The organism is Herbaspirillum sp. C7C8 (assembly GCF_022627875.1).
Classification (GTDB): domain Bacteria; phylum Pseudomonadota; class Gammaproteobacteria; order Burkholderiales; family Burkholderiaceae_D; genus Herbaspirillum.
Genome location: NZ_JABXGG010000010.1, coordinates 1 through 25,327, shown reverse-complemented (window position 1 = coordinate 25,327; position 25,327 = coordinate 1). Strand labels below are relative to the sequence as shown.

General features: G+C 63.7%; 23 protein-coding genes. 13 read left to right on the top strand and 10 right to left on the bottom strand.

Annotation, left to right across the window (positions count from 1 at the left end):
- The first annotated feature begins 24 nt into the window (after nucleotides 1-24).
- Nucleotides 25-468: a hypothetical protein gene (locus HWE01_RS13105; protein ID WP_241822036.1), complete on the top strand. Its 444-nt coding sequence runs from the start codon at nucleotides 25-27 to the stop codon at nucleotides 466-468.
- A 21-nt stretch (nucleotides 469-489) separates the two neighbouring features.
- On the opposite strand, the gene HWE01_RS13100 is transcribed toward HWE01_RS13105, so the two are convergent.
- Nucleotides 490-1,887, bottom strand: a complete 1,398-nt coding sequence (locus tag HWE01_RS13100; RefSeq protein ID WP_241822035.1) for a sensor histidine kinase — start codon at nucleotides 1,885-1,887, stop codon at nucleotides 490-492.
- Nucleotides 1,887-2,600 (bottom strand): response regulator transcription factor, encoded by a 714-nt coding sequence (locus tag HWE01_RS13095; RefSeq protein ID WP_008329299.1) that lies wholly within the window; start codon nucleotides 2,598-2,600, stop codon nucleotides 1,887-1,889. The genes HWE01_RS13100 and HWE01_RS13095 overlap by 1 nt, the downstream gene beginning before the upstream one ends.
- Before the next feature lie 177 nt (nucleotides 2,601-2,777).
- Between HWE01_RS13095 and HWE01_RS13090 the strand changes: the two genes are divergently transcribed.
- From HWE01_RS13090 to HWE01_RS13075, 4 genes are all read left to right on the top strand, one after another.
- On the top strand, nucleotides 2,778-3,569 hold the full coding sequence (locus HWE01_RS13090) for an ABC transporter ATP-binding protein (protein ID WP_008329297.1): 792 nt from the start codon (nucleotides 2,778-2,780) through the stop codon (nucleotides 3,567-3,569).
- 20 nt (nucleotides 3,570-3,589) lie between these two features.
- Entirely contained in the window at nucleotides 3,590-4,459 is an 870-nt protein-coding gene (locus tag HWE01_RS13085; RefSeq protein WP_241822034.1) for an ABC transporter permease, read from the top strand.
- 101 nt (nucleotides 4,460-4,560) lie between these two features.
- Nucleotides 4,561-5,586, top strand: coding sequence for an ABC transporter substrate-binding protein (locus HWE01_RS13080; RefSeq protein ID WP_241822033.1), 1,026 nt, complete (start codon nucleotides 4,561-4,563; stop codon nucleotides 5,584-5,586).
- A gap of 164 nt (nucleotides 5,587-5,750) precedes the next feature.
- Nucleotides 5,751-6,458: a hypothetical protein gene (locus tag HWE01_RS13075; protein ID WP_241822032.1), complete on the top strand. Its 708-nt coding sequence runs from the start codon at nucleotides 5,751-5,753 to the stop codon at nucleotides 6,456-6,458.
- Nucleotides 6,459-6,462: 4 nt separating this feature from the next.
- On the opposite strand, the gene nadB is transcribed toward HWE01_RS13075, so the two are convergent.
- Both nadB and purT read right to left on the bottom strand, forming a co-directional pair.
- On the bottom strand, nucleotides 6,463-8,067 hold the full coding sequence (gene nadB / locus HWE01_RS13070) for an L-aspartate oxidase (protein WP_008329287.1): 1,605 nt from the start codon (nucleotides 8,065-8,067) through the stop codon (nucleotides 6,463-6,465).
- A 179-nt stretch (nucleotides 8,068-8,246) separates the two neighbouring features.
- Nucleotides 8,247-9,458 (bottom strand): formate-dependent phosphoribosylglycinamide formyltransferase, encoded by a 1,212-nt coding sequence (gene purT / locus HWE01_RS13065; protein WP_034350391.1) that lies wholly within the window; start codon nucleotides 9,456-9,458, stop codon nucleotides 8,247-8,249.
- 370 nt (nucleotides 9,459-9,828) lie between these two features.
- Here purT and HWE01_RS13060 point away from each other — a divergent pair, with 370 nt between their 5' ends.
- Together HWE01_RS13060 and HWE01_RS13055 are read left to right on the top strand one after the other, a co-directional pair.
- Nucleotides 9,829-10,083: a FitA-like ribbon-helix-helix domain-containing protein gene (locus HWE01_RS13060; protein ID WP_008329283.1), complete on the top strand. Its 255-nt coding sequence runs from the start codon at nucleotides 9,829-9,831 to the stop codon at nucleotides 10,081-10,083.
- Nucleotides 10,080-10,496 carry a type II toxin-antitoxin system VapC family toxin gene (locus tag HWE01_RS13055; protein WP_175343468.1) on the top strand — a complete coding sequence of 139 codons (417 nt, stop codon included), beginning with the start codon at nucleotides 10,080-10,082 and terminating at the stop codon, nucleotides 10,494-10,496. The genes HWE01_RS13060 and HWE01_RS13055 overlap by 4 nt, the downstream gene beginning before the upstream one ends.
- Nucleotides 10,497-10,510: 14 nt before the next feature.
- On the opposite strand, the gene HWE01_RS13050 is transcribed toward HWE01_RS13055, so the two are convergent.
- Genes HWE01_RS13050 through HWE01_RS13040 form a run of 3 tightly spaced genes read right to left on the bottom strand, consistent with a single transcriptional unit; the run spans nucleotide 10,511 to nucleotide 13,518 of the window.
- Nucleotides 10,511-10,816 carry an AtuA-related protein gene (locus tag HWE01_RS13050; protein WP_008329281.1) on the bottom strand — a complete coding sequence of 102 codons (306 nt, stop codon included), beginning with the start codon at nucleotides 10,814-10,816 and terminating at the stop codon, nucleotides 10,511-10,513.
- Between the two features lies 1 nt (nucleotide 10,817).
- A complete protein-coding gene (locus HWE01_RS13045) occupies nucleotides 10,818-12,173 on the bottom strand; it encodes an acyclic terpene utilization AtuA family protein (protein WP_241822031.1) in 1,356 nt (451 codons plus the stop codon).
- 43 nt (nucleotides 12,174-12,216) lie between these two features.
- Nucleotides 12,217-13,518 (bottom strand): CitMHS family transporter, encoded by a 1,302-nt coding sequence (locus HWE01_RS13040; RefSeq protein ID WP_008329279.1) that lies wholly within the window; start codon nucleotides 13,516-13,518, stop codon nucleotides 12,217-12,219.
- Nucleotides 13,519-13,733: 215 nt separating this feature from the next.
- Between HWE01_RS13040 and HWE01_RS13035 the strand changes: the two genes are divergently transcribed.
- The gene (locus HWE01_RS13035; RefSeq protein WP_241822030.1) at nucleotides 13,734-14,666 is read left to right on the top strand and encodes a LysR family transcriptional regulator; all 933 of its coding nucleotides are present in this window, start codon (nucleotides 13,734-13,736) and stop codon (nucleotides 14,664-14,666) included.
- Nucleotides 14,667-14,844: 178 nt separating this feature from the next.
- On the opposite strand, the gene HWE01_RS13030 is transcribed toward HWE01_RS13035, so the two are convergent.
- Both HWE01_RS13030 and HWE01_RS13025 read right to left on the bottom strand, forming a co-directional pair.
- Nucleotides 14,845-16,713, bottom strand: coding sequence for a peptide transporter (locus tag HWE01_RS13030; RefSeq protein WP_241822029.1), 1,869 nt, complete (start codon nucleotides 16,711-16,713; stop codon nucleotides 14,845-14,847).
- A gap of 93 nt (nucleotides 16,714-16,806) precedes the next feature.
- Nucleotides 16,807-17,811: a helix-turn-helix domain-containing protein gene (locus tag HWE01_RS13025; RefSeq protein ID WP_241822028.1), complete on the bottom strand. Its 1,005-nt coding sequence runs from the start codon at nucleotides 17,809-17,811 to the stop codon at nucleotides 16,807-16,809.
- 198 nt (nucleotides 17,812-18,009) lie between these two features.
- Between HWE01_RS13025 and eat the strand changes: the two genes are divergently transcribed.
- The 3 genes from eat to eutC are packed head-to-tail and all read left to right on the top strand — an operon-like array spanning nucleotide 18,010 to nucleotide 21,700.
- Nucleotides 18,010-19,383 (top strand): ethanolamine permease, encoded by a 1,374-nt coding sequence (gene eat / locus HWE01_RS13020; RefSeq protein ID WP_241822027.1) that lies wholly within the window; start codon nucleotides 18,010-18,012, stop codon nucleotides 19,381-19,383.
- Between the two features lie 44 nt (nucleotides 19,384-19,427).
- Complete coding sequence (locus HWE01_RS13015; protein ID WP_241822026.1) at nucleotides 19,428-20,834, top strand: ethanolamine ammonia-lyase subunit EutB; 1,407 nt, start codon at nucleotides 19,428-19,430, stop codon at nucleotides 20,832-20,834.
- Nucleotides 20,831-21,700, top strand: coding sequence for an ethanolamine ammonia-lyase subunit EutC (eutC, locus tag HWE01_RS13010; protein WP_008329271.1), 870 nt, complete (start codon nucleotides 20,831-20,833; stop codon nucleotides 21,698-21,700). Before HWE01_RS13015 ends, eutC begins: the two co-directional genes overlap by 4 nt.
- A 116-nt stretch (nucleotides 21,701-21,816) precedes the next feature.
- Here the strand turns inward: eutC and HWE01_RS13005 are convergent, their stop codons facing one another.
- Nucleotides 21,817-24,045, bottom strand: a complete 2,229-nt coding sequence (locus HWE01_RS13005) for an NADP-dependent isocitrate dehydrogenase (RefSeq protein ID WP_241822025.1) — start codon at nucleotides 24,043-24,045, stop codon at nucleotides 21,817-21,819.
- Nucleotides 24,046-24,412: 367 nt separating this feature from the next.
- On the opposite strand from HWE01_RS13005, the gene HWE01_RS13000 reads away from it, so the two are divergent.
- Together HWE01_RS13000 and HWE01_RS12995 are read left to right on the top strand one after the other, a co-directional pair.
- Complete coding sequence (locus tag HWE01_RS13000; protein ID WP_008329267.1) at nucleotides 24,413-24,697, top strand: type II toxin-antitoxin system TacA family antitoxin; 285 nt, start codon at nucleotides 24,413-24,415, stop codon at nucleotides 24,695-24,697.
- Complete coding sequence (locus HWE01_RS12995; protein ID WP_241822024.1) at nucleotides 24,694-25,194, top strand: GNAT family N-acetyltransferase; 501 nt, start codon at nucleotides 24,694-24,696, stop codon at nucleotides 25,192-25,194. The genes HWE01_RS13000 and HWE01_RS12995 overlap by 4 nt, the downstream gene beginning before the upstream one ends.
- Nucleotides 25,195-25,327 lie beyond the last annotated feature (133 nt).

Below are 25,327 nucleotides of genomic sequence, written 5' to 3'. Positions count from 1 at the left end.
AATCCAGCGAGGCAGACACCACCCATGAACCACTCGATCCGATTGCTGCCGCTACTGCTGGGCGTGCTGATGCTGCCGGCCAGCGCCCAGGTCACCACGCGCGATCTCGGCGGACACTATGGTCCGCAGCAGGGTGTGCCCGTTCCGGTGCCGGTCCCTGTACCGGTCCCGGATGCGCTGAACCGCAATGCACCGCTGAGCGAGCCCATCACGACCTCCGGCAATAGTTGCGTCTGCCAGGTGGCCGAGACCGGCGGCAGTGCCTGCATGATCTTCCTGCGCACCAATGCGGCCGACTGGATCGCCCGCAATGCGCCGCAGACACCCTTGCGTTCGTCGGCCAGCGGCCGCTACTACGATGCGTCCTTCGCCCTGGCGGCCAGTGCCTGCGCGGCGCGCAAGGTGGCGCCGGGCAGCGTGAAGCTGCATTGGCTGGGTCGCCGCAACGCGATCCTGGAGTGGAAATAGCACATCGTTCCGGCCATCACATCAGGCCGCTTCCGTCCAGGCAGGAAACTCCAGCACGACGGCAAAATGCCCGTCGGGCAGATAGTCGAAGCGCATCTGGCCGCCATGGGCCCGCATCACTTCTTCCACGATGGACAAGCCCAGGCTGGCCCCCATGCGGTTCTCCCCGCGCGGGGCAAAGGGCTTGCGCAATCGTTCCCAGTCCCTGGCGGCAATGCCCGGACCATCATCGATGAAGCTGAGGCGGTGCTGCCGGCCATCGCTGTCCAGGCGCACGTGCAACAGTCCCGGCGCGCCGTATTGCAGGGCATTGTCGAGGATGTTCTTGATGGCCTCGCCCAGCGCAATGGGATCGCCCTGGATCAGACAGGGCAGGGGCGGGACGTCCAGCGCCAGATCGGGCGGCGTACGCGAGCGGTTCGAGAGCACCTCCGTCATCTGTGAACGCACCAGTTCGGCCAGCGCGATGCGCTCCTGCAAGCGATTGTCATTGCGATGCTGGACCATGGCGTGATTGATGAGCTGGTTGACCAGCGCACCCAGGTTGCGCGTGCGTTCGCGCAACTGCGCCAGGTGACGCTGGCGCTTGTCCTCGCTGGATTCGGTGGCCAGCAGTTCCATCTGCGCCACCAGTGCCGTGACGGGCGTGCGCAGCTGGTGCGCGGCATCGCCGATGACGCGACGCATGGTGGCGCGGTGGACCACCAGTCGCTCCATGAAGGCATTGATGGCCGAGACCAGCGCATGGGTCTCAGCCGGCACGGTTAACGACAGAGGTGAAAGATCGTTCAGGTCCCGTTCGCGGATGGCCGCCTCGATGCGCTTCAGGGGCGCCAGTGCCTGATACAGGGTGAACATTGCTGCCAGAATCGTGAGCGCGCTCATGACCACGATCACCACCAGTGCCTTGCCGCCCAGGCTCTGGGCAAAGGACATGCGCGCATTGTTGGTCTGCGCCAGCACGATCACGGCCCAGGGATGGGGACTGTCGACCGGCATGCGGCGACCGATGATGGCCATGCGTACCGGTGTGCCCAGATAGTCGCCATCGCGCAGCAGCGGGCCTTGCTCCAGCTCGTTCCAGGGGATCTCCGGGCGGAATTCTCCGTCGCCTGCGATCACCCGGCCGTGCGGATCGAAGACCGCATAGATGGCATGGTCGCCCGTGCCCAGCATGGACAGCGTCGCCAGCGGCACATCGACGTTGACCTCGCCATGGTCGTACCAGGTGTTCTCGGCGATCTGCAAGGCACTGCCGGCCAGGATGCGGTCGTAGGCCTGGCGCGCAGCCAGCTGGGTCGAGATCCAGATGGCGATGAGCAGCACCACGGCACTGACCAGCAGCACCGCGCCCACCCGCACCACCAGCCGCGTATAGAGCGAACGTCCGACAAGGACGTGCGGGGAACGGCCGTGCATCAGTGCAGGGCACCGGCCGGGTTGGATACCGCCGCCTCTGCCAGCGCCGGCGCCTGCGGCACCAGCTGATAGCCCAGCCCGCGCAGGGTGCGGATCTCGAAGGCGGCACCGGCCAGTTTCTTGCGCAGACGCGCCACGTATTGCTCGACCGTATTGGCGTTGGGTGTATCGTCGACCGTGAAGAGCCGGTCCATCAGTTCATCCTTGTTGAAGATGCGCCCGGGGCGCGCGGCGATGATTTCCAGCAGCGTCACTTCGCGCCGGGTCAGGTCGATGGGCTGGCCATCTAGGGTGGCGGTGCGGCTCTTGCGGTCGATGCACAGGTTGGCGCAGTGCAGCAGGTTGGTCGACTCGCCACCGCTTCTGCGCAAGAGCACCCTGATGCGCGCCTCCAGTTCGCGAAAATCGAAGGGCTTGACCAGGTAATCGTCCGCACCCAGATCGAGCGCGCGGACCCGTTCTTCGATTTCTCCGCAGGCGGTCAGCATCAGCACCGGCGTGTGCTGGCCACGGGCGCGCAACTGCTCCAGCAGGGTGAAGCCATCGGTCTGAGGCAGCATCACGTCCAGGATCAGCAGGTCGAAGGCTTCGCCCAGGCGGCGCGCGGCGTGGCCGCCGTGGCTTTCCCATTCCACGGTGTGGCCGATGCGGGTCAGGTGGGAAACGATGGCCTCGGCCACGTCGGCAGTGTCTTCGACCAGCAGGATGCGCATGGGGATCTCCATTGTCATTTTCCGATGCCGCAGCTGTTGCGCGCTGCTTGGGCAGGGCGCCATTGTATGCCCGAACCGCCTGACAAAAACAGACGTCAGGTTTTAGTCAGATTCGTTACAGCTTGGCGGCCTAGCATCCACTCCAACATAAATCCTATAAATCATTTGGAGACCTGCATGAGCGACCCTGCCCAAGGTGCGTCGGCCCTCGACCCATCGCGTCCGCTGCTGGAAATCGACCGCGTCACCCTGCAATACAAGACCACCGATTCGCTGGTCACCGCTACCCGCAATGTCAGTTTCAACGTCCATCCGGGCGACCGCTACATCCTGCTGGGCCCCTCGGGCTGCGGCAAGTCCACGCTGCTGAAGGCCATCGGCGGTTATCTGCAACCGACCTCGGGCGCGATCCGTCTCAAAGGGCGGGAAGTCCATGAGCCGGGTCCGGACCGCATGATGGTGTTCCAGGAATTCGACCAGCTGCTGCCCTGGAAGACGGTGCGCCAGAACGTGGAGTTCGCGCTGCACGCCAGTGGCCGCCTGCAAGGAAAGGCCGCCGCCGAGCGCGCCGAGTATTACATCGGCAAGGTCGGCCTGGCCAAGTTCATCGACAGCTATCCGCACATGCTCTCCGGCGGCATGAAGCAGCGTGTCTCGATTGCCCGTGGCATGGCCATGGAGCCGGACGTGCTGCTCATGGACGAGCCCTTCGCCGCCTTGGACGCACTGACCCGCCGCAAGATGCAGGACGAACTGCTGCGCCTGTGGGATGACACCCAGTTCACGGTGCTCTTCGTGACCCATTCGATTGAAGAAGCCATCCGCGTGGGGACCCGCATCCTCTTGCTCACACCCCATCCCGGCCAGGTCCGCGCCGAACTCAACAGCATTGCGCCGAGCCAGTTGGGAACGGCCGCCCAGGCCGAGCTGGAAACCCGCATCAACGACATGCTGTTCGCCCACCACTGAGCCGCGCCGGAGACCTCATCATGCAAACCAATCTGCCCTTCGTCCGCCCGGAAATCCTGGTGGACCCCAATCCCGACGCCGCTGCCGAAGTACAGCGTCCGCTGTCGGCCTTCGAATCGCTCTATCGCATGGGCTGGCTGCGCAAGACCGTGATCCTGCTGGTACTGGCCCTGATCTGGGAAGTCTATGGCCGCTGGCTGGACAATGCCTTGCTCTTCCCCAGCTTCAGCGAGACGGTGCAAGCCTTCTTCGCCGGCATCGGCAGCGGCGTGCTGCTACAACGTGCGGCGGTGTCCATGCAGACCCTGCTGGTCGGCTACAGCCTGGGCATCCTGCTCGCCGGGCTGTTGACCACGGTCGCCATCAGCTCGCGCATCGGCAACGACCTGCTGGAAACCCTGACCTCGATGTTCAACCCGCTGCCGGCCATCGCGCTGTTGCCGCTGGCGCTGATCTGGTTCGGACTGGGCACCGGCAGCATCATCTTCGTGCTGGTGCATTCGGTGCTGTGGGCGGTCGCGCTCAATACCCATGGCGGCTTCCGCGCGGTATCCAATACGCTGCGCATGGTCGGCCAGAACTATGGCCTGCGCCGCTTCTCGCTGGTGAAATCGATCCTGATTCCGGCGGCATTTCCCAGTATCCTCACCGGCCTGAAAGTGGGCTGGGCCTTCGCCTGGCGCACGCTGATCGCCGCCGAGCTGGTCTTTGGCGTATCCTCCGGCGCCGGTGGCCTGGGCTGGTACATCTTCGAGAACCGCAACCAGCTGGAAACGGCTAACGTGTTCTCGGGCCTGTTCTTCGTCATCATCATCGGCCTGGTGGTGGAGAACCTGATCTTTGCCCAGATCGAGAAGCGCACCATCCGTCGTTGGGGCATGCAGCACTGAGCCGGGTGGATCTTGTCTGCATACAAGATCCACGCAAGCCATACATCAACAAGCAACGATCCATACAAGACCGAACCACTGAACAACTTCAGGAGACAAGCATGCAACGCTACACCCGACGTACTTTCACCAGCCTCATGATGGCCAGCGCTCTGGTCCTGTCCGGGGTGTCCGGCACTGCCCATGCCGAAGCGCAGGAGGTGCGGATCTCGCACGGCTACGGACTGCTGTACCTGCCCTTGATGGTCATCCGTGACCAGAACCTGCTGGAGAAGCACGCCAAGGCGATGGGCCTGGGCGATGTGAAAACCAAGTGGGTGCTGCTCGATGGCGGCAACGTCATCAACGACGCCATGCTGGCCGGCAACCTCGATATCGCCGGTACCGGTGCGCCGGGCTTCGTGACGCTGTGGTCCAAGGCGCACGGGATCCCGCGTTCGGAAGTGGTGGGTCTGGGTGCACTGTCGACCGCACCGCTCTGGCTCAATACCAACAACCCCAACGTCAAGTCATTGAAGGACTTCACGCCCAAGGACAAGATCGCCATTCCCGGCATCAAGACTTCGCTGTCGGCGGTGCTGTTGCAGATGGCGGCGGCCAAGACTTTCGGTATCGAGAACTACGCCAAGCTCGATCCGCTGACGGTGAGCCTGTCACATCCGGAAGCGATGGCGTCGCTGGTCTCGGGCAAGACCGAGATCACGGCCCACTTCACTTCGCCACCGTTCTCCTACCAGGAGGGCAAGGCACCGGGCATCACCCGCGTATTGAATTCGACCGACGTGCTGGGCCATATCACCATCGATGTGGTCTTCGCCCTGAAATCCTTCACCGACAAGAATCCCAAGCTGACCCAGGCCTTCATGGCGGCACAGGAAGAGGCCAATGCCTACATCGCCAAGAACCGCAAGGGTGCGGCCGAGACCTTCCTGCGCGTGTCCAAGCTGAAACTGCCTCAGGAAGAAGTGGAACAGATGCTGGCCGACCCCGGCACCGAGTTCACCACCACGCCGGTGGACATCATGCAGTACGTGGTCTTCATGGGCAAGGCCGGTACCATCAAGACCAAGCCGGCCAGCTGGCAGGAAATGTTCGTGCCGGCCTTCAAGGACCGCAAGGGCAGCTGATGCGGCGGCAGCCTGCGCTGCATGACAGTCCGATAGTCCGATAGTCCGATAGTCCGATAGCCCGGCAGCACATCCATTTTCTTCCCGCCAGCGGGGCGGGACTGGACGTCCTGCCGGGCTGCGCGTATGTTCGCAGTCTTCATCTTCCTGCGCAAACGCCACCCATGCCATCGCCGCACATCCGTTTCCGTTGTGATCCCGCCCTGGCGGAGCTGTTGCCGCGTCCTCGCCTGGCGCGCGAGATGATCCCGGAGTGGATCCGCAGCATGCCGGCCAAGGCTTTCTCCCCCTTGCATGACCGCGACATTCGTACCGTCAAGCAATGCCCGCCCTTCATCGATGCCATGGCGCATGGCGTCATGATTCTGCTGCCTTGTGATGTGCACGTGGACAAGGGCCAGTTCCGCTGGGACTGGGAAGCCCCGCCCACGACGGTAGAAGGACATCCGCGCGCACCGCTGAGTTTTCATCCACCAGCCCAGGTGACGGGCTCGCCCTTCGAACAGGGTGATGCGCTGGTCCTCAAGTTCAACAGTTTCTGGACCATCGAGCTCGAAGCCGGCTGGTCGCTCTTCGCGACCCATCCGGTGAACCGGCATGACCTGCCGTTCCGCTTGTTGTCCGGGCTGGTGGATGCGGATCATTTCCATGATGCCGGGATCAATTTCCCGGCGCTCTGGACCGCTGCGGATTTTGTCGGGGTGCTGCCCAAGGGGACGCCCGTGGCGCAATGTATGGCGGTGCCGCGCGAACGGCCCGAACTGCAATTCGATATTCTGCAGGGCGACAGTGCCAGCCGCTACAGCCAGACCGTGGCCGAGGTGCTGGCCAGTCCCAACGTCTATCGCAAGCGGTATCGCCAGCGCAAGTGAAGGCTCACTGCCGTCCGGGCAGGATGGTCGGGGTGGCGCGCGGCAAGGTGCGCGGGTAATCCTGGCTGAAGTGCAGGCCCCGGCTTTCCTTGCGCATCAAGGCGCTGGAGACGATCAGCTGTGCCACGTCCACCAGGTTGCGCAGTTCCAGCAGATCGCGCGAGATACGGAAGTTGGCATAGTACTCGTCGATCTCTTCCTTGAGCAGGCGGATGCGGTGCTGCGCGCGTTCCAGGCGCTTGTCGGTGCGTACGATGCTGACGTAATTCCACATGAAGCGGCGCAGTTCGTCCCAGTTGTGGGCGATCACCACTTCCTCGTCGGCATCGCTGACGCGGCTCTCATCCCACTGTGGCACGTCGGCGATGCGCCAGACACCGGCTGACAATTCCCGTTCGATATCGGCCGCAGCGGCGCGGCCCAGCACCAGACATTCCAGCAGCGAGTTGCTGGCCAGACGGTTGGCGCCGTGCAGGCCGGTGCAGGCCGTCTCGCCCACCGCGTACAGGCCCGGCAGGTCGGTGCGCCCGGCCATGTCGGTGACCACCCCGCCGCAGGTATAGTGCGCCGCCGGGACCACCGGAATCGGCTGGCGCGTGATGTCGATGCCGAACTCCAGGCAGCGCGCCTGGATGGTCGGGAAATGCTCGGCGATGAAGGCCGGACTCTGGTGGCTGATGTCGAGGTCGACGTGGTCCAGTCCGCGTTTCTTCATCTCGAAGTCGATGGCACGCGCCACGATGTCGCGCGGGGCCAGTTCGGCGCGCTCGTCATGGTCGGGCATGAAGCGCTGGCCTGCCAGCGCGCCGGCCGAGGCGGGCAGCTTGAGCAGCGCGCCTTCGCCCCGCAGGGCCTCGCTGATGAGGAAGGATTTGGCGTAAGGGTGGTACAGGCAGGTCGGATGAAACTGGATGAATTCCATGTTGGCCACCCGGCAGCCGGCCCGCCAGGCCATGGCGATGCCGTCACCGGTGGCCGAATCCGGGTTGGAGGTGTACAGGTAGACCTTGCCGGCCCCGCCCGTGGCCAGCACCGTACGTCCTGCCGCGATGGCCAGCACGCGGCCGCTGACAGAATCCTGCACATGCACGCCCAGGCAGCGTGGTTCGGCCCCGGGATCAAGCTTGCCGGCGTGGATCAGGTCGATGGCGCAGTGATGTTCCAGCAGGGTGATGTTGGGGTGGGCGCGCACGCGCTGCTCCAGCGTCACCTGAACGGCGTGGCCGGTGGCATCGGCGGCGTGGATGATGCGGCGCTGGCTGTGACCGCCTTCGCGGGTGAGGTGATAGCCCAGCTCGGCGCTGTCGTCGCGGGTGAAGGGCACACCCTGGGCGATGAGCCACTCGATGGCCTGGCGACCCTGTTCGACGATGGCGCGCGTGGCGCCTTCATCGCACAGGCCGGCCCCGGCCACCAGCGTGTCGGCGATGTGCTGGGCATGGCTGTCGCCCGAATCGAGCACGGCCGCGATGCCGCCCTGTGCCCAGTTGCTGGCTCCGTCCAGCAGTTCGCCCTTGGAAACGACCACCACCTGATACTTTTCAGCCAGATGGAGAGCGACGGAAAGACCGGCCAGACCGCTGCCGAGGATGACGACATCACACTTCATGATCGTGAGCAAAGCTGCTGTAGTGGAGGGAGGCGATGATTATAACCAGTCGCGGGCAGCGTGCTGTCGTATATCGTTTATATCGTTTCCGGAGCCCGGCAGGCACTGCGCCCGGGCCAAAACAAAACGGGCCCCGATCTGCATCGGAGCCCGTTCATGGGGTTCTGCTCAGCGCAGCATCACTGCGCAACGACCGGCTTGACCTTGGCCGCTGCCTGCTTGGCGCGGATGCGAGCGGTTTCCACGCTGTCCCCGGAGGCCAGGGCCACGCCCATGCGGCGGCGGGCGAAGGATTCCGGCTTGCCGAACAGGCGGATGTCGGCGCCGGGGATGCGCAGCGCATCGGCCACGCCGTCGAAGGCGATGCCGCGGGCATCGTGCTGGCCGTAGATCACGGCGGAGGCGCCGGGACTGCGCAGAGCGGTATTGACCGGCAGGCCGAGGATGGCCTTGGCATGCAGTTCGAATTCGCTCTGCACCTGGCTGACCATGGTGACCATGCCGGTGTCATGCGGACGCGGGCTCACTTCGGAGAACCAGACCATGTCGCCCTTGACGAACAGCTCCACTCCGAACAGGCCCAGGCCGCCCAGGTTTTCGGTGACCTTGCGGGCGATGTCGCGGGCCTTTTCCAGGGCTGCGGTGGGCATCGGGTGCGGCTGCCAGGATTCGACATAGTCGCCCTTGACCTGCACGTGGCCGATGGGATCGCAGAAGCTGGTGATGGTGTCGCCGTTTTCGTTGAGCGAGCGCACCGTCAGCAGGGTGATTTCATAGTCGAAGTCGATGAAGCCTTCCACGATCACGCGGCCGGAATCGACACGGCCACCGGCGGCAGCGTAATTCCACGCGGCTTCGATTTCTTCCGGACCGTCGATCTTGGACTGGCCCTTGCCGGAGGAGGACATGACCGGCTTGATCACGCACGGGAAGCCGATCTGGTCGATGGCTGCCTTGAGTTCTTCCAGGCTGTCGGCAAAGCGGTAGGGCGAGGTGGCCAGACCCAGGGTTTCACCGGCCAGGCGGCGGATGCCTTCGCGGTTCATGGTCAGCCAGGCGGCGCGCGCAGTCGGAATGACGTGGGCGCGGCCGGCTTCTTCCAGCTTGACCAGGGTTTCGGTGGCAATGGCCTCGATCTCGGGCACGATCAGGTCGGGCTGTTCCTGCTCGATCAGCGCAGCCAGGGCGGCGCCGTCGGTCATGTTGATGACGTGGGCACGATGGGCGACCTGCTGGCCGGGCGCGTTTTCATAGCGGTCCACGGCAATGACTTCCACGCCCAGGCGTTGCAGGGCGATGATGACTTCCTTGCCGAGTTCGCCGGAGCCCAGCAGCATGACTTTGGTGGCGGAAGGGGACAGCGGAGTACCGAGTCGGATTGCTTTTTTCATATCGGGGGGAGTGTGTCAGCGGGGGGCGCTGATGCAGTGCGAGAATGAATCACGGGCGGACGATACCAAATCTTGCACGGTTTGGACAGTCGCAATGTACGTACTTTCGGGATGGAGAATTGGCTAAAAAATTCCTATTTTTCTCTCGGGCAACGATTCGGGGCCCTCGGGGCGGTTTATATCGAATAACGTCGGTCTTCATTCTCTTTTTTGCGCCGAATCACCCTCTATTCAGCATTCTCCTGTTGGATGAGAAGCTTTTCGGGGGCAGCGTTTTCCTCTGGCAACACCACCAGGACATTTTTGATGGAAAGGAGAGATTCAAATGACTAGAATGAATGCACTGATATCAAATCGGAGTAATGCTGTCATGGCTACGCTGACTGTCCGTAATCTTCCCGATGAAGTACATCGCGCCTTGCGGGTGCGTGCTGCCCAGCATGGGCGCAGCACCGAGGCAGAAATCCGCGAAATCTTGACCCTGGCCGTCAGACCCGGCGGCCAATTGCGACTGGGAGATGCGCTGGTCGACATGAATCGCGCGCTGGGCGTCACCAACGAAGATGTCGAGGCGCTGGAGCAGATGCGTGAGCGTCGCCCTGCACAGCCGATGAGGTTCAAATGATCGTGCTTGATACCAACGTCGTCTCCGAAGCCATGAAGCCGGAGATACATCCCGGCGTACACGCCTGGCTCAACGCACAGGTCCCGCAGACGCTTTACCTGACCAGCATCACGATTGCCGAAATGGGCTTCGGTATTGCCAGCCTTCCTGCAGGTCGCCGTCAGGATGTGCTGGCGCGTCGTTTTGAAGGCATCCTGCGCCTGTTCAAGGACAGAATCCTCCCGTTTGATACCGATGCAGCCCGCGCTCACGCCGAGTTGGCCGTCAAGGCCAGGCGGGCGGGCAGGGGTTTTCCCACGCCCGACGGTTACATCGCCGCCATCGCGGCATCTTGCGACTTCAGCGTGGCTTCCCGTGACGTGTCTGCCTATGCAGCAGCCGCTTTGCCGGTCATCAATCCGTGGGAACACTGACGCCGCTTCGCTTCTCAGGGCAGCAATTCCATCTGCAGCATCACCCCCGACAACGCCTTTCCATGCGCATCCAGCGCGAGTGAGCGGGTAACCCCGCCACCCAGCGCCCGCTGCATCACGAAGTTGAGCGCGCCCAGATGCGGCAGCGCGTGGCGCACCACCTCACCATGGACCACCCCGGCAAAATGCGCGCGCACGCGTTCGGCCGTCAGGGTGCGCTCCAGCAGCGCATAGTCCTCCTGCCGATAGGCGATCACGGAGATATTCGAAATGTCGCCCTTGTCCCCGGCACGTGAATGAGCAATCTCTCTGAGCAGCATCTCAGGCCTCCTCGATGAAAACGGATGGATGTACCAGCGTGCGCGGCAGCAGCAGCGACAGCACGGCGATGACTTCGCGGGCCGACTTGGTGGCACCGCCGCCACCGGCCGGGCCGTTGGTATAAAGCGTCTCGACTTCGTTGCCGATGCGGATCGCCTCTTTCATGCTGGCCGTGCGGCCGGTCACGCGCAGGCGGACTTCCTGGGGCTCGGGTGCATGCGCCGACATCTGCTCACCGGCGATGGCATTGATGCCGATCAGGTCCATGCGCAGTTCTTCGGTCTGCACGCCCGTGAGCGCCAGCCGCTCGCGTACGATCTCGCCGGCCAGTTGCGCACGCGCTCGCGCGCCAGGGCCGGCATAGGAGATCTGGCCTTCGCCGATGAAGCTGTCTCGGTAACCCAGCGTGGTCTTGAGTGTCTGCGGTCGCGCACGCCCACGGCCGCCGGTGACGGCCACGCGGTCCGGCCCGACTTCTTCGATGTGGACTTGCGAGAAATCAGCAATCACGTCGGGCGTGAAGTAAGCGCTCGGATCATGGATCTCATAGAGCAATTGCTCCTTGCAGGTGCGTGCCGTGACCTGGCCACCGGAACCCGCCACCTTGGTGATGACGGCACTGCCATCGGCCTTCACTTCGCCGATGGGGAAGCCCAGCCTTGCCAGACCGGCCACATCCTTCTTGCCGGGATCGGCAAAGTAGCCGCCGGTGATCTGTCCTGCGCATTCCAGCAGATGGCCGACGAGCGTGCCCTGGCCGAGCCGGTCCCAATCATCGGCGGCCCAGCCGAACTCGTGCACCAGCGGCGCCAGCACCAGCGCCGGGTCGGCCACGCGCCCGGTGATGATGACCTGGGCGCCGCCCTGCAGCGCTTCCACGATGGGTGCGATGCCCAGATAGGCATTGGCCGAAATGAGGCGCGTGCCGAGAGCCGCGACCGGCTGGCCATTGTCCTCGATACGCCATGCTCCCTGCTGCACGGCCTCCAGTACATCGTCGCCGACCACGGCGGCCACCTTCAGCCCAGCCAGTCCGGATGCGCGCGCGATCTCGCGGACCCGCTGCGCCGCAGCCAGCGGATTGGCCGCGCCCATGTTGGTGATGATGCGCACGCCCCGCGTGGCACAGGTCTTCAGGACCGCGTGCATGCGCTCTTCCAGCAGCGGGTCATAGCCTCTGGCCGGGTCGGCCAGTCGGGTCTGCTGGCCGATGGCGATGGTGCGTTCGGCCAGGCATTCGAAGATCAGGTAATCCAGCTGGCCATGCTCGGCCAGTTCGGCGGCCGGTTCGATGCGATCGCCCGAATAGCCGGCACCGGCGCCGATGCGCACGGTGCGCTGTGGATCGTGGGTCATGTACTTCTCCAGAACAGGGGGTTGCGCTTGCCCTTGCCCCCGCTCAGAACAGCGGGAACAGTCCCAGCACCACGCAGGCGATGGTCATCACCACGGAAGCGCCGAAGAGGAAAGGGATGGTGTATTTCTGATGGTCTGCCAGTTCGATGCCGGCCAGGCCGCACACCAGGAAGGTGGCGGGCGTGAGCGGACTGACCGGGAAACCCGTGGTCATCTGGCCCAGCAACGCCGCCTGGGCGACCTGGATGGTCGGCACGCCCAGCATGTGACTGACCTCGGCGATCACCGGCAGCACGCCGAAGTAGAAGGAATCCGGGTCGAACAGCAGCGACAGCGGCATCGACAACAACCCCAGGGCCACCGGGATATGGCTGGCCATCTCGGGCGGTACCAGGCCCACGGCCGTCTTGGCCATGGCCGAGAGCATGCCGGACTTGGTCATGATGCCGGTGAACACGCCCGCCGCAAACAGGATGCTGGCCATCAGCAGGGCGGCCTTGGCGTGGGCATCGATGCGCTCGCGCTGCATGGCCACGTCACGGTAGTTGATCATCAGGGCCAGCACCACGCCGATCATGAACATGACCACCGGATCGACCTTGCCGCTGATCATCACGCCCAGCACGAATACCGTCAGGACGATATTGGCCCAGAAATTCTGCGGGCGGCGGATCTTCAGTTGCGCTTCGCTCAGTTCATGCTGCTGCACGAAACCCACGCTGGCTCCCTTGCCCAGCCCGAGGCGGCGCTCCTCCTTCAGGCCCAGCAGATACGCGGCGATGAAGACGAAGGCCAGTCCGACCAGCTGGACCGGCACCAGGGGCGTGAAGATGTCCGATACCGGGATATGCAGTGCGGCCGAGGCACGGATCATCGGCCCGGTCCACGGCAGGAAATTCACGCCCGCGGCCAGCGAGGCCACGCAGGCCAGGATGCGCTTGTCGATGCCCAGCCGCGTGTACAGCGGCAGCATGGCGGGGATGGTGATGAGGAAGGTCACCGCACCCGATCCATCCAGGTGGATCAGCAAGGCCAGCAGTGCCGTACCGGGAACGATGCGGGTGGGGCGGCTGCCCACGGTCTTGAGGATGCGGCTGATGATGGGGTCCAGCATGCCGGCATCGGTCACGATGCCGAAGAACAGGATGGCAAAGACGAACATTCCCGCCACCGGTGCAATGGCGGTGACGCCCTGAACGATGAACTTGGAAGTCTGCAAGCCGAAGCCGCCGATCAGGGCGGCCATGATGGGAATGGCGATCAGCGCCACCAGCGGCGACATCCTCTTGGTGAGGATGGCGGTGAACAAGGATACGATCGTGACAAAGCCGAGCAGGGCCAACATGCGTGTCTCCGTTTTTTGGTGTGATGTTCTTGTCGTGTCAGCACATCCGGCCCGGTGTGTCGTTTTGCTTTTCTGTTTCAGTCTCCGTACCGGATTCCGTACAGGGGGGGCGAGATGTGAGCAGGGCGAGTGTAGGTGGCGGCCGATTTTGTTGTAAAGTCGCTTTTTTCGATTGATTGACCGGATTTGCAGCATAATCCGGCGACCTCCATCTCATGCAAGCCAACCTTTCCACGCGCCTGCTGCAAGCCTTCCTGGCCCTGGCCGAGTGCCGGCACTTCGGTCATGCGGCCGAGCGCTGCCACCTCTCGCAGTCAGCCTTCAGCGCCATGATCCAGAAACTGGAGAGCGCCACCGGCGCGCGCCTGTTCGAGCGTGATACGCGCAACGTGAGCCTCACGCCCGAAGGTGAAGTCTTCGTCCAGGTGGCCCGCCAGCTGGTGGCGGACATGCAGGCGGCGCTGGCGGACATGAATGATTATGTCGCCCGGCGCAAGGGCAGGGTGGCCATTGCGGCCCTGCCTTCGTTGGCGGCGGGCTGGCTGCCGCCGGTGCTGGCAGTCTACCGGCAGCGCCATCCGGGTGTCACGGTGGAATTGTTCGATGCCATTTCGGACCAGTGCCTGGAGCTGCTGCGGCATGGCAAGGCCGACATCGCCCTGACCGCGCCGGGACCCGATCTGCTGGAGTTCAGTTCCCAGCCGTTGTGTGCCGATCCGTTCTATCTGGTGTGCCGCAAGGACCATCCGCTGGCCGGGAAGCGACGCATCAAGGTGGCGCAACTGGCCGGTTGCGAGATGATCCACCTGGCGCGCTCGACCAGCGTACGCCAGCACCTGGAGGCGGTGCTGCGACCTGGTGGCGTGATCCACACCGGGCTGGAGGTGGAGCACCTGGCCACGCTGGCGGCCTTGATCGAAAGCGGGCTGGGCGTGAGCGTGGTGCCGGAACTGACGCTGTTCCAGTTCCGTCTGCCCAACCTGGTCGCCATTGCCGTGGATGCGCCGGAGCTGGTGCGGCCACTGCTGATCGTCACGCCCAAGGAGCGCAGCCTGTCCATTGCCGCGCAAGGTCTGCTGGAGCTGGTCGAGGCCAAGGCGCGCGCCGAAGCGGGCAGTCCTGTGCGCAGGCGCCGGAACATCGCATAATGGCAGGCCCCGAGCTGCTCTGCTTGCCTGATATCCACCACGCCACTTTCATGCCCGCACACGCAGCCCTTCAATGGATCGTCGATGAAGAGCGGCTCTTCACCGACATGGCCGATTCTCCCGACAATCCTTGTACCGCCTGCGGCGCTGGCTGCGTCCGTGCACGTGGAGTGATCCCTCAAGGGCTGATGGCTTGCTTGCACAATGCTGCCAGGGCATCGCCCAGCGACTCCGGACGTCCTTCGAAGAGCCGGCGCAAGGCTTGCGGATCGGCCAGTTGCGCATACAGCGCACGGCGCGCCGGATAGTCCGTGGCCATGCGTACGGCGGCCAGGATGTAGTCATCCAGCGTGGCCGCGATGGTCCAGTCGGGCAGCCCGACGCGGCGGAACAGTCCTTCGTCGATATGTTCGAAGACTTCCGGCCCGGTCTTGCAGACGCCCGGCAGTCCGACCGTGAAGGCATCGATGATGCCGTTGGTATTGCCGAAGGGCAGGGGCGAGAGGAACATGTCGCACTGGTTGAAGATCGACAGGTACTGCTGGTAGGGCTGGTGCGCATAGACCTGCGCCGACGGAATGTAGCGCAGGATCAGGCGCTGCAACTGCGGATAGAGCAGGCCCTGCGCCTGGCCCACCAGGAAATGCAGTCGCACCTGGCGCGCGGCCCCGCCCTCTGCCCGCGCGGACAATTCCACGATGCGCTGGCACGCCATCAGGAAGCGCGGATTGAGTTTCATGGTAGTGGCTGCAATGGCCACATTGACCACCGTCTGGTCGCGTCGCTCCATGCGCGGTACGGCAAAGGGGATGGCCGTGGGACGGTAGGGCTGGCCATCGGCGGGCAGGCGCAAGAGCTTTTCGCTGAAGCAGGCCGGGTCGCCGACGAAATCCTCTTCCACGCTGATGTAGTCGATGCGCGAGGAATGCGTAGTGGCCGGGTGGCCGAGCGCGGCCACCTGCAAGGGCGCTAGCCGCAGATTGGCCGCGAACATGGTGATGGGGAACATGCCCACGCTGGGCATGTAGAACACGCATGGTCGACGCGCCTGTGCAGTCTCGCGCACGGTGCGCAGACTGGACACCAGGTCGCCGGGCTGCTCCAGCGTGATGAATTCATCGAAGACGGCGCGACCCAGTTCGTCGGTATTGGCCGCGTAGCCCAGGGCAATCACGTGGAAATGGCGGCGTGCCGCCTCCAGCGTCTTGGAGTGGGTACGGTAGATCGAGTGTCCGCCGGAAAACCACTCCAGCAAGACCAGCATGACCGGCTTGCCATTGACGCGCCCGCCACCGTCCTGCGCCAGGTCATGCAGGCCGTCGGCAGCGAGCTTGCCGAGCAGCAGCTGGTTGATGGCGCCCTTGATGCGATGGCGCTGCGGCAGGTCGGCGTAGCTGCAGTGCATGTAGACGTCATGCAGCACGGCAACCGGCAGCCCGTCCAGGGAATCCAGTTCATGCAGTCGTTCGGGCAGCCAGTGCAGCAGGGCCTCGCGCTTGGAATGCGCCGCCGGCGTACCGAGAAAGCGCGGCGACATCAATGCCAGGAACAGCGCGGCGGCCAGCGGTTTGTTCTGGAGCCAGAGCGCTTCCACATCGAGCGGCAATTCCGATTCAGGGGAGTACAGCAGACAGAATTTCACCAGGTCCAGCGGCTTGACCTCGAATACCGCCGATTGCGGACCGCCGAAATTGAGCGAGCGCAGGATGTGATCGGCATTGATGAAGTGACTCGCCCCGAATAGCGCCGCCAGCCAGCGCTGGAACTGGATGAGCTGGCCGAAACCGTTGGGACTGAGGTGAAAGCCGGGATCCGACAGTAGTGCCGAGATGGCGCCGGTAAGGCGCGCCAGCGTGTGCTGTTCCAGTTCGGCCTGGGTCACCGCCGGGGAGACCTGCAAGGAAAACCTGCCGGCCAGTTGCCCGTACTGCCGATCGATCAGTTGCAGCAGGCGCACCAGTTCCTGTGCGGCGGGCTCCCGCTGGCGTGCGTAGCAGAGGTACTCGAATTTTTCCAGGGAGAAAATGTCGTCTTGGCTGGCCGTCATCGGGGGCTCATTCGGGTGGTCAGTGGCGCAGACGGCATTGTGCCGTCTTCGGCGCCGTGCCGCCAGCAAGATCGTCGCGGCCCGAGGACTGGCTCAATGCCGGGTGCGCGCCTGCACCATGGCCGACGGCGTCTGCCCGAACAGCTTCTTGTAGTCGCAGGAGAACTGGCTGAAGTTGGCGAAGCCCCAGGCGGCAGCGATGTCGCCGATGCTGCCGACGGCCTGGCTGCCATCGCCCGCGCACAGGGCGCGGCGCACCCCGTTCAGGCGCAGCGAGCGCAGATAGCTCATGGGGCTCATGCCCAGCACATCCTCGAAGCAGTATTGCAGCGTGCGGCGACTGACGTGGACGGCCTCGCACAGCATGGGGACGGTCACCGGGCTGTCCTGATGCGCCATCGCGAACTCGCGCGCATCGTTGACGATACGGCGGCGGCGCAGAAAGCTGGCACCGGCTTGCGCCTCGATCTCGCCCTCGTCCAGCATGGCCAGCAAGGCTACCAGCACGGCTTCCTGGCGCAGCTGCAGGGCGGCATGGGCGTGGGCGCCGCTGGCCTGGCCCGCCAGGGCGAGCAGGGCAGCGATCTGCTGGCGGCAATCTTCCAGACCCTGATGCCCGACCTTGAGCAGTTCGGCCCGGTGCAGGCGCTGCCAGTCCGGCTGGCAGCCCAGCCGTGCGGCACTCGATTGCAGGGCGTCGCGTTGTACCACGATGCCGTAGATTTCATGGGCATCCGGCGTGACCAGTTCGAATTCGCAGGCGCCCGGACGGGTCATCACCACATCCTCACCCACCTGGCGGCCATTGATGCGCATGCCGCTGGTGCGCACCTCGATACCGAACCACAAGGCATCGGGCCATACCTGGCAGGACTGGCGCACGGCACGGCTGCTGGCCTCGCGGAAAATCTGCAGACCGCTGCTCTGCCACTCCTGCAGCACGCCTTCAAAGCGACCGCAGGTGATCTGGTCGTAGCGTTGTTCCCAGTCCGTCAGGTTGTGCGCATGCTCATCCACATCGCGCGCAACGGCGGTGCGCAATGCCCGCTGGCTGTGCGTGGCAGGTGTGTCAGGCTGGGACAGTGAGAGCGCGGACATGGGCAGACTCCTTGATCGACCGGCGGCTCGCAAGCCGCGCAGGTTTGCCGAATTTCGATAACGCCGCCGAAATTGCCGTTGCTATATTGGGTCGGCAGGGCAGCGTATTGCGCCAGATCAAGCAAGCGCCATGCCCGCCAGTCCTATCACAGGGGTCGCCACGCAGCGGCCCGTCCTTCGCGCCAACGGGAGAATCCGATGAATGCAAGCTCTTCAGGGCAGGGCCATACCCTCAAGCCCGTCCTGTCCACCCTGCAGCTCTGGGCCATTGCGGTCGGGCTGGTGATTTCCGGCGAATACTTCGGCTGGAGCTATGGCTGGGCCAGCGCCGGCACGCTGGGCTTCACGGTCACGGCCCTGTTCATTGCGGCCATGTATGCCACTTTCATTTTCAGCTTTACCGAACTGACTACTTCCATTCCCCATGCGGGTGGGCCGTTTGCCTACAGCAAGCGCGCCTTCGGGCCGGTGGGCGGCTACCTGGCGGGCGCGGCCACGCTCATCGAATTCGTCTTTGCGCCACCGGCCATCGCCCTGGCCATCGGCGCCTACCTCAATGTGCAGTTCCCCGATATCGATCCCAGGCAGGCGGCGCTGGGCGCGTATCTGGTGTTCATGACGCTCAATATCGTCGGCGTGCAGATTGCGGCCACCTTTGAGCTCTTCGTGACGCTGCTGGCGATCTTCGAATTGCTGGTCTTCATGGGGGTGGTGGCGCCAGGTTTCTCGCTGATCAATTTCACCAAGGGCGGCTGGTCGGGCAGTGACAGCTTCAGCCTGGCGGCGGTGCCCGGCATGTTCGCGGCGATCCCGTTTGCGATCTGGTTCTTCCTCGCCATCGAAGGCGTGGCCATGGCCGCCGAAGAAGCCAAGGACCCCAGGCGCTCCATTCCCATCGCCTACATCACCGGCATCCTCACGCTGGTGGTGCTGGCCATCGGCGTGATGCTCTTCGCTGGCGGGGCCGGCGACTGGACCAAGCTGGCCAATATCAATGATCCGCTGCCGCAGGCCATGAAACTGATCGTGGGCGGCAACAGCAACTGGTTGCACATGCTGGTGTGGCTGGGCCTGTTCGGGTTGGTGGCGTCGTTCCACGGCATCATTCTGGGCTACTCGCGCCAGATCTATGCGCTGGCCCGCGAAGGCTATCTGCCTGCGTATTTCGCCCGGATCCATCCGCGCTTCAAGACGCCGCACCGCGCCATCCTGGCTGGCGGGGTGGTGGGCATCGCCGCCATCTACAGCGACGAGCTCATCAAGATCGGCGGCCAGACGCTCACCGCCAATATCGTCACCATGTCGGTGTTCGGTGCGATCCTGATGTACATCCTGTCGATGCTGTCGCTGTTGCGCCTGCGCCGCACCGAGCCTGGCCTGGAGCGGCCTTTCCGGGCGCCGCTGTATCCCTACTTCCCGGCCTTTGCATTGTTCGGTGCGCTGGTCTGCATGGCCACCATGATCTACTACAATCCGCTGATCTTCGGCATCTTCGTGGCGCTGATGGCACTGGGATATGTGTGCTACCTTGCATCGGCGCGTCATCGTTCGGGACGTGGCCTGCCGGCTTGAGGCGGGCGCATGTGACAGCGCGCTTTTTCAGGGAGCAACCGATCATGTCGACACCTCGTTTTCGCCACAGCGCGGGGAGCACCAGCTACGCATTTCGTGATCTGAAGGAGCTCATGGCCAAGGCCAGCCCGGCGCGCTCAGGCGACTTGCTGGCCGGTGTGGCCGCTGCCAGTGCCGAGGAGCGCGCCATCGCACAGATGGCGCTGGCCGAGCTGCCGTTGAAGACCTTCCTCCAGGAGCCGCTGATTCCCTACGAAGACGATGAGGTCACCCGCCTCATCCTCGACAGTCATGACCGCGCAGCGTTTGCAGCGATTGCCCACCTGACCGTGGGCGACCTGCGCAACTGGCTGCTGGCCGACGACACCGACAGTACCGTACTGGCAGCGGTCGCCCCCGGTGTCACGCCGGAGATGGCGGCTGCCGTCTCCAAGATCATGCGCAATCAGGATCTGATCCTGGTGGCCAAGAAATGCTGTGTGGTCACGGCCTTTCGCAATACCATCGGCCTGCCCGGCCGCTTGTCCACGCGCTTGCAGCCCAATCACCCTACCGATGACGCCAGCGGCATTGCCGCCAGCATGCTCGATGGCCTGCTGTATGGCAACGGCGATGCGGTCATCGGCATCAATCCCGCCACGGACAACGTGCCGCAGGTGGTCAAGCTGGTCGGGATGATGGCCGAGGTGATCGCGCGCTACGAAATCCCCACGCAATCCTGCGTGCTGACCCACGTCACCAACACGATTGCGGCCATCGAGCGCGGCGCGCCGGTGGACCTGGTGTTCCAGTCGATTGCCGGGACCGAGGCAGCCAATCGCGGCTTCGGTATCGACCTGGCCATCCTGGCTGAGGCGCGTGCGGCGGCACTGTCCCTGCAACGTGGCACCGTGGGTGACAACGTCATGTATTTCGAAACCGGTCAGGGCAGTGCGCTGTCGGCCAACGCCCATCATGGCGTCGATCAGCAGACCTGCGAAGCACGCGCCTATGCGGTGGCGCGGGCGTTCAAGCCGCTGCTGGTCAATACGGTAGTGGGTTTCATCGGGCCGGAATATCTTTATGACGGCAAGCAGATCATCCGCGCCGGACTGGAAGACCATTTCTGCGCCAAGCTGCTGGGCCTGCCCATGGGCTGCGATGTCTGCTACACCAACCACGCCGAGGCCGACCAGAACGACATGGATGTGCTCCTGACCCTGCTGGGCGTGGCAGGCTGCACCTTCATCATGGGCATTCCCGGTTCGGATGACATCATGCTCAACTACCAGACCACTTCCTTCCACGATGCCTTGTATGCCAGGCGGGTACTGGGTTCGCGGCCGGCTCCCGAATTCGAGGCGTGGCTGCAGCGGATGCAGATATTCAATGCGGGCGGCCAGGAGCAGGCATTCCGCCTGCATGCCGACATGCCGCCCGGTTTTCGCGATACCTTGCTGCGCCTTCAATGACCATGGACGACCACGAGCTTTCACCGCATGGTGCAGAAAACGTCAGCCCCGGTGCAGAAAACGTCACGGCCAATCCGTGGGAAGCCCTGCGCCGTTTTACCGCTGCACGCATCGCCCTGGGACGCAGTGGCGTCAGCCTGCCAACCGCGCCGCAGCTGGCTTTCCAGCTGGCCCATGCGCAGGCACGCGATGCCGTGCATCTGCCGCTGGACGTGGCAGGACTGAAGGATCAGTTGCAGCAACAAGGGATCTGCGCCGCCCAGGCTATCCCGGATGTACGGAGTGCGGCCGCCGATCGGCTGATGTACCTGCAGCGGCCGGACTTCGGGCGCAAGCTGTCGGAAAGTTCGCGCCAGCAGTTGCTTGAACGTTTCGGCACCGCGCCGCAACGGCGCTTCGATGTGGGCTTCGTCATCGCTGATGGCTTGTCGGCGCTGGCCATCGTACGCAATGCCGCCCCTTTCCTGGCCCAGGTAATGCAGCGCATCGCGTCCGAAGGATGGTCGATGGCGCCCCCGGTGATCGTGCAGCAGGGGCGGGTCGCGGTGGCTGACGAGATTGGTGAACTGCTGGGCGTGAAGCTGGTGGTGATCCTGATCGGCGAGCGACCGGGCTTGAGTTCGCCTGACAGCATGGGGCTCTATCTGACCTGGATGCCCTCGCGCGGGCTGACCGACGCCAGCCGCAACTGCATCTCCAATGTGCGGCCGGAAGGTCTGCCGTACGCCGAGGCGGCCTACAAGCTGCATTACCTGATGGCGCAGGCGCATGAGCGTGGCTTGTCGGGCGTGGCCTTGAAGGATGAGACGGCCAGTGCGGCAGAGGAACTGGATGTGCGGCGCAATTTCCTGCTGGGAGGTGATTGAGCCGGTAACTTCTGCTCGATACAGCGTTAACGGAAAAGGCCGCGAATCTGCATTCGCGGCCTTGTCGTTTTGCTGCCGGGGAGGTCGGATCATCCCTCCCGGCAACGATCAACGGCTTACAGCGTTTCCAGCGCCTGGTTCAGCGTGGCGCTCGGACGCATCACGGCGAAGGTCTTTTCGCGATCCGGCAGGTAGTAGCCGCCGATGTCGACTTCCTTGCCCTGCACCGAGTTGAGCTCTTCGACGATCTTCTGCTCGTTCTCGGCCAGTGCCTTGGCCAGCGGTGCGAACTGCTTGGCCAGCTCGGCGTCGTCCTTCTGCGCGGCCAGTTCCTGGGCCCAGTACAGGGCCAGGTAGAAGTGGCTGCCACGGTTGTCCAGCTCACCGGTCTTGGGCGAGGGCGACTTGTTGTTGTCCAGCAGCTTGCCGGTGGCAGCATCCAGGGTCTTGGCCAGGATCTTGGCGCGGGCGTTGCCGGTCTTGATGCCGACGTCTTCGATGGACACGGCCAGGGCCAGGAATTCACCCAGCGAATCCCAGCGCAGGTGGTTCTCGCCGACCAGCTGTTGCACGTGCTTGGGGGCCGAGCCGCCGGCACCGGTTTCGAACATGCCGCCACCGGCCATCAGCGGGACGATCGACAGCATCTTGGCCGAGGTGCCCAGTTCCATGATGGGGAACAGGTCGGTCAGGTAGTCGCGCAGGATGTTGCCGGTCACCGAGATGGTGTCCAGGCCGCGGATGACGCGTTCCAGGGTGTAACGCATGGCGCGCACTTGCGACATGATCTGGATGTCGGCACCGGTCAGGTCGTGATCCTTCAGGTAGGTGTTGACCTTCTTGATCAGTTCGGCTTCGTGCGGACGGTACGGGTCCAGCCAGAACACGGCCGGCATGCCGGACAGGCGGGCGCGGGTCACGGCCAGCTTGACCCAGTCACGCACGGCAGCATCCTTGACCTGGCACATGCGCCAGATGTCGCCTTCTTCCACGTTCTGCTCCAGCAGCACCTGGCCGTCCAGGGTGACGATGCGGGCCACGCCAGCCTGGGCGATTTCGAAGGTCTTGTCGTGCGAACCGTATTCTTCGGCCTTCTGGGCCATCAGGCCGACGTTGGGCACGGTACCCATGGTGGTCGGGTCGAAGGCGCCGTTGGTCTTGCAGAAGTTGATGATTTCCTGGTAGATGCGGGCGAAGGTCGATTCCGGCAGCAGGGCCTTGGTGTCTTCGGTCTTGCCGGCGGCGTTCCACATCTTGCCGCCTGCGCGGATCATGGCCGGCATGGAGGCGTCGACGATCACGTCGTTGGGGGCGTGCAGGTTGGTGATGCCCTTGGCGGAGTCCACCATGGCCAGGCGCGGGCGCTTGGCTTCATCGGCCTTCAGGTCGGCCAGCACTTCGGCCTTCTTGTCTTCGGGCAGGGTGTTGATCTTTTCGTAGACGCCGGACATGCCGTTGTTCGGGTTCACGCCGATCTCGGCGAACAGCTTGGCGTGCTTGGTGAAGGTGTCCTTGTAGTAGGTGCGCACGGCGTGGCCGAAGACGATCGGGTGCGAGACCTTCATCATGGTGGCCTTGACGTGCACCGACAGCAGCAGGTCGGTGTCGAAGGCGTCCTGCATCTGCTCTTCGTAGTAGGCGCACAGAGCCTTCTTGCTCATGAACATGCTGTCGATGATTTCACCGGCTTGCAGCGAGATCTTCGGCTTCAGGACGATGGTTTCGCCGGACTTGGTGACCAGGTCCATCTTGACGTCCACGGCCTTGTCCAGGGTCAGGCTCTTTTCGCCGGCGTAGAAGTCGCCGCCGTGCATGTGCGCCACGTGGGTACGCGAGGCCATGGACCACTTGGCCATCGAGTGCGGGTGCTTGCGGGCGTAGTTCTTGACGGCGTTGGGCGCGCGGCGATCCGAGTTGCCTTCGCGCAGGACCGGGTTGACGGCGCTGCCGGTGACCTTGGCGTAACGCTTTTGCAGGGCCTTTTCTTCTTCGGTGGTCGGGTTTTCCGGATAGTCCGGCAGCTTGTAGCCGCGCGATTGCAGTTCGCGGATGGCGGCTTGCAGTTGCAGGATCGAGGCGCTGATGTTGGGCAGCTTGATGATGTTGGCTTCCGGGCTCTGGGTCAATGCGCCCAGTGCGGCCAGGTTGTCGGGGACTTTCTGCTCATCGGTGAGGTACTCGGGGAATTCAGCCAGGATACGCGCAGCCACCGAAATATCGCTTTCGACGACGTCGATGCCGGCCGCGGCGGTGAACTTCTTGACGATGGGCAAGAGCGAGTGAGTCGCCAGATAGGGTGCCTCGTCGGTCAGCGTATAGATGATGGTCGGGTTGCCAGTAGTCACGATGATGTCCTTGCGTTGGTGTGTTGATGTGCTTTGGTGCGATCCCCGCAGCGCCGGATGGTCCGCCCTGGCTCTGTCGGCCTGGGCTGGCGCCACCTCCTTGTCGGCTGTGCTGCGCGGAAATTCGTCTCCCGGGGCGGCATGGCTGGCGTACTGCTGCCAGAGAGCCGCGGCAAAAAACAGCGGTAGTTTACTCCTAAGCGGGGCGAAATGCTTCAACTCTTATATAAGACTTGAAGAATTTTTTGCTTTTGACTCAATTCCTTCTCTGCTTTTATTCGTCTCCCCCTGGCTCTGCTATTGTCATGCGTTCACTTTTTTCTATCGTCCGGCAATTTGCCGTACAATGCCAATCAAGGAGGAATTCATGATGCCTGCCGTTTCAACTGCGCGGCTTGAAGCCCGAATCAGTCCCGAATTGCAGCAATTGCTCAAGCGCGCCGCCGAGATCGAAGGGCGGACGTTGACGGATTTCGTTGTCGCGGCGGTCCAGGACGCGGCGCAACGAGCCATTGAGCAGGCAGAAGTGATCCGCTTGTCGCTGGAAGACCAGCAGCGCTTCGCCGATGCTCTTCTGTCGCCGCCGCCACCGTCGGCCGCATTGCGACGCGCCATGGTGCGTCATGACAAACTGCTGCGCAGCGAAGAATGACGCGCCCGCCGTTTCTGGTGACGGCGCTCGATATCGCATCTCACGACCGTAGTCGCTTTGAATCCGGTTCGCCTGCATTGAATCGCTACCTGCGCGAACAGGTGACGCAGGATATTCGCCGCCGTGTCGCTGCATGCTTCGTGGCGGTGGACGATGAGCAGCGCGTGGCAGGCTTCTACACGCTGGCCAGTGCCAGCGTTCCGCTGGCGGGACTGTCTGACGCGCTGCGCCGCAAGTTGCCGCGCTATGGCGCCGTCCCTGCCATCCGTCTGGGACGCCTGGCAGTGGACCGTGAATTCAAAGGTCGCGGCCTCGGGGGCGCCTTGTTGGTCAATGCCTTGTATCGCGCCATCGCCGCCGAGATACCGGGCGCAGTCATGGTAGTTGATGCCAAAGACGCACAGGCAGCGGCCTTCTACCGGCATCATGGTTTCGTCGCCTTTCAGGATGCGCCGCTGACACTGTTCCTGCCGTTGACATCGGTCCGCCAAGTGTGAGTCCGTGTTTCTGCATCACCATAAAAAAGGGCCGCAACGCTGCGGCCCATCCCAATAGCTAGAACCCATTTCATAAATAGGCGTGAGATGCGTTCTGTCCAGAAAGGGCGCTGGCAAGGCGCGCGACGCGTCG

Excerpts from the sequence above, each read along its gene's own strand:
- HWE01_RS13105 (WP_241822036.1), top strand. The coding sequence starts at position 25 with ATGAACCACTCGATCCGATTGCTGCCGCTACTGCTGGGCGTGCTGATG.
- HWE01_RS13100 (WP_241822035.1), bottom strand. The coding sequence starts at position 1,887 with ATGCACGGCCGTTCCCCGCACGTCCTTGTCGGACGTTCGCTCTATACG.
- HWE01_RS13095 (WP_008329299.1), bottom strand. The coding sequence starts at position 2,600 with ATGCGCATCCTGCTGGTCGAAGACACTGCCGACGTGGCCGAGGCCATC.
- HWE01_RS13090 (WP_008329297.1), top strand. The coding sequence starts at position 2,778 with ATGAGCGACCCTGCCCAAGGTGCGTCGGCCCTCGACCCATCGCGTCCG.
- HWE01_RS13085 (WP_241822034.1), top strand. The coding sequence starts at position 3,590 with ATGCAAACCAATCTGCCCTTCGTCCGCCCGGAAATCCTGGTGGACCCC.
- HWE01_RS13080 (WP_241822033.1), top strand. The coding sequence starts at position 4,561 with ATGCAACGCTACACCCGACGTACTTTCACCAGCCTCATGATGGCCAGC.
- HWE01_RS13075 (WP_241822032.1), top strand. The coding sequence starts at position 5,751 with ATGCCATCGCCGCACATCCGTTTCCGTTGTGATCCCGCCCTGGCGGAG.
- nadB (WP_008329287.1), bottom strand. The coding sequence starts at position 8,067 with ATGAAGTGTGATGTCGTCATCCTCGGCAGCGGTCTGGCCGGTCTTTCC.
- purT (WP_034350391.1), bottom strand. The coding sequence starts at position 9,458 with ATGAAAAAAGCAATCCGACTCGGTACTCCGCTGTCCCCTTCCGCCACC.
- HWE01_RS13060 (WP_008329283.1), top strand. The coding sequence starts at position 9,829 with ATGGCTACGCTGACTGTCCGTAATCTTCCCGATGAAGTACATCGCGCC.
- HWE01_RS13055 (WP_175343468.1), top strand. The coding sequence starts at position 10,080 with ATGATCGTGCTTGATACCAACGTCGTCTCCGAAGCCATGAAGCCGGAG.
- HWE01_RS13050 (WP_008329281.1), bottom strand. The coding sequence starts at position 10,816 with ATGCTGCTCAGAGAGATTGCTCATTCACGTGCCGGGGACAAGGGCGAC.
- HWE01_RS13045 (WP_241822031.1), bottom strand. The coding sequence starts at position 12,173 with ATGACCCACGATCCACAGCGCACCGTGCGCATCGGCGCCGGTGCCGGC.
- HWE01_RS13040 (WP_008329279.1), bottom strand. The coding sequence starts at position 13,518 with ATGTTGGCCCTGCTCGGCTTTGTCACGATCGTATCCTTGTTCACCGCC.
- HWE01_RS13035 (WP_241822030.1), top strand. The coding sequence starts at position 13,734 with ATGCAAGCCAACCTTTCCACGCGCCTGCTGCAAGCCTTCCTGGCCCTG.
- HWE01_RS13030 (WP_241822029.1), bottom strand. The coding sequence starts at position 16,713 with ATGACGGCCAGCCAAGACGACATTTTCTCCCTGGAAAAATTCGAGTAC.
- HWE01_RS13025 (WP_241822028.1), bottom strand. The coding sequence starts at position 17,811 with ATGTCCGCGCTCTCACTGTCCCAGCCTGACACACCTGCCACGCACAGC.
- eat (WP_241822027.1), top strand. The coding sequence starts at position 18,010 with ATGAATGCAAGCTCTTCAGGGCAGGGCCATACCCTCAAGCCCGTCCTG.
- HWE01_RS13015 (WP_241822026.1), top strand. The coding sequence starts at position 19,428 with ATGTCGACACCTCGTTTTCGCCACAGCGCGGGGAGCACCAGCTACGCA.
- eutC (WP_008329271.1), top strand. The coding sequence starts at position 20,831 with ATGACCATGGACGACCACGAGCTTTCACCGCATGGTGCAGAAAACGTC.
- HWE01_RS13000 (WP_008329267.1), top strand. The coding sequence starts at position 24,413 with ATGATGCCTGCCGTTTCAACTGCGCGGCTTGAAGCCCGAATCAGTCCC.
- HWE01_RS12995 (WP_241822024.1), top strand. The coding sequence starts at position 24,694 with ATGACGCGCCCGCCGTTTCTGGTGACGGCGCTCGATATCGCATCTCAC.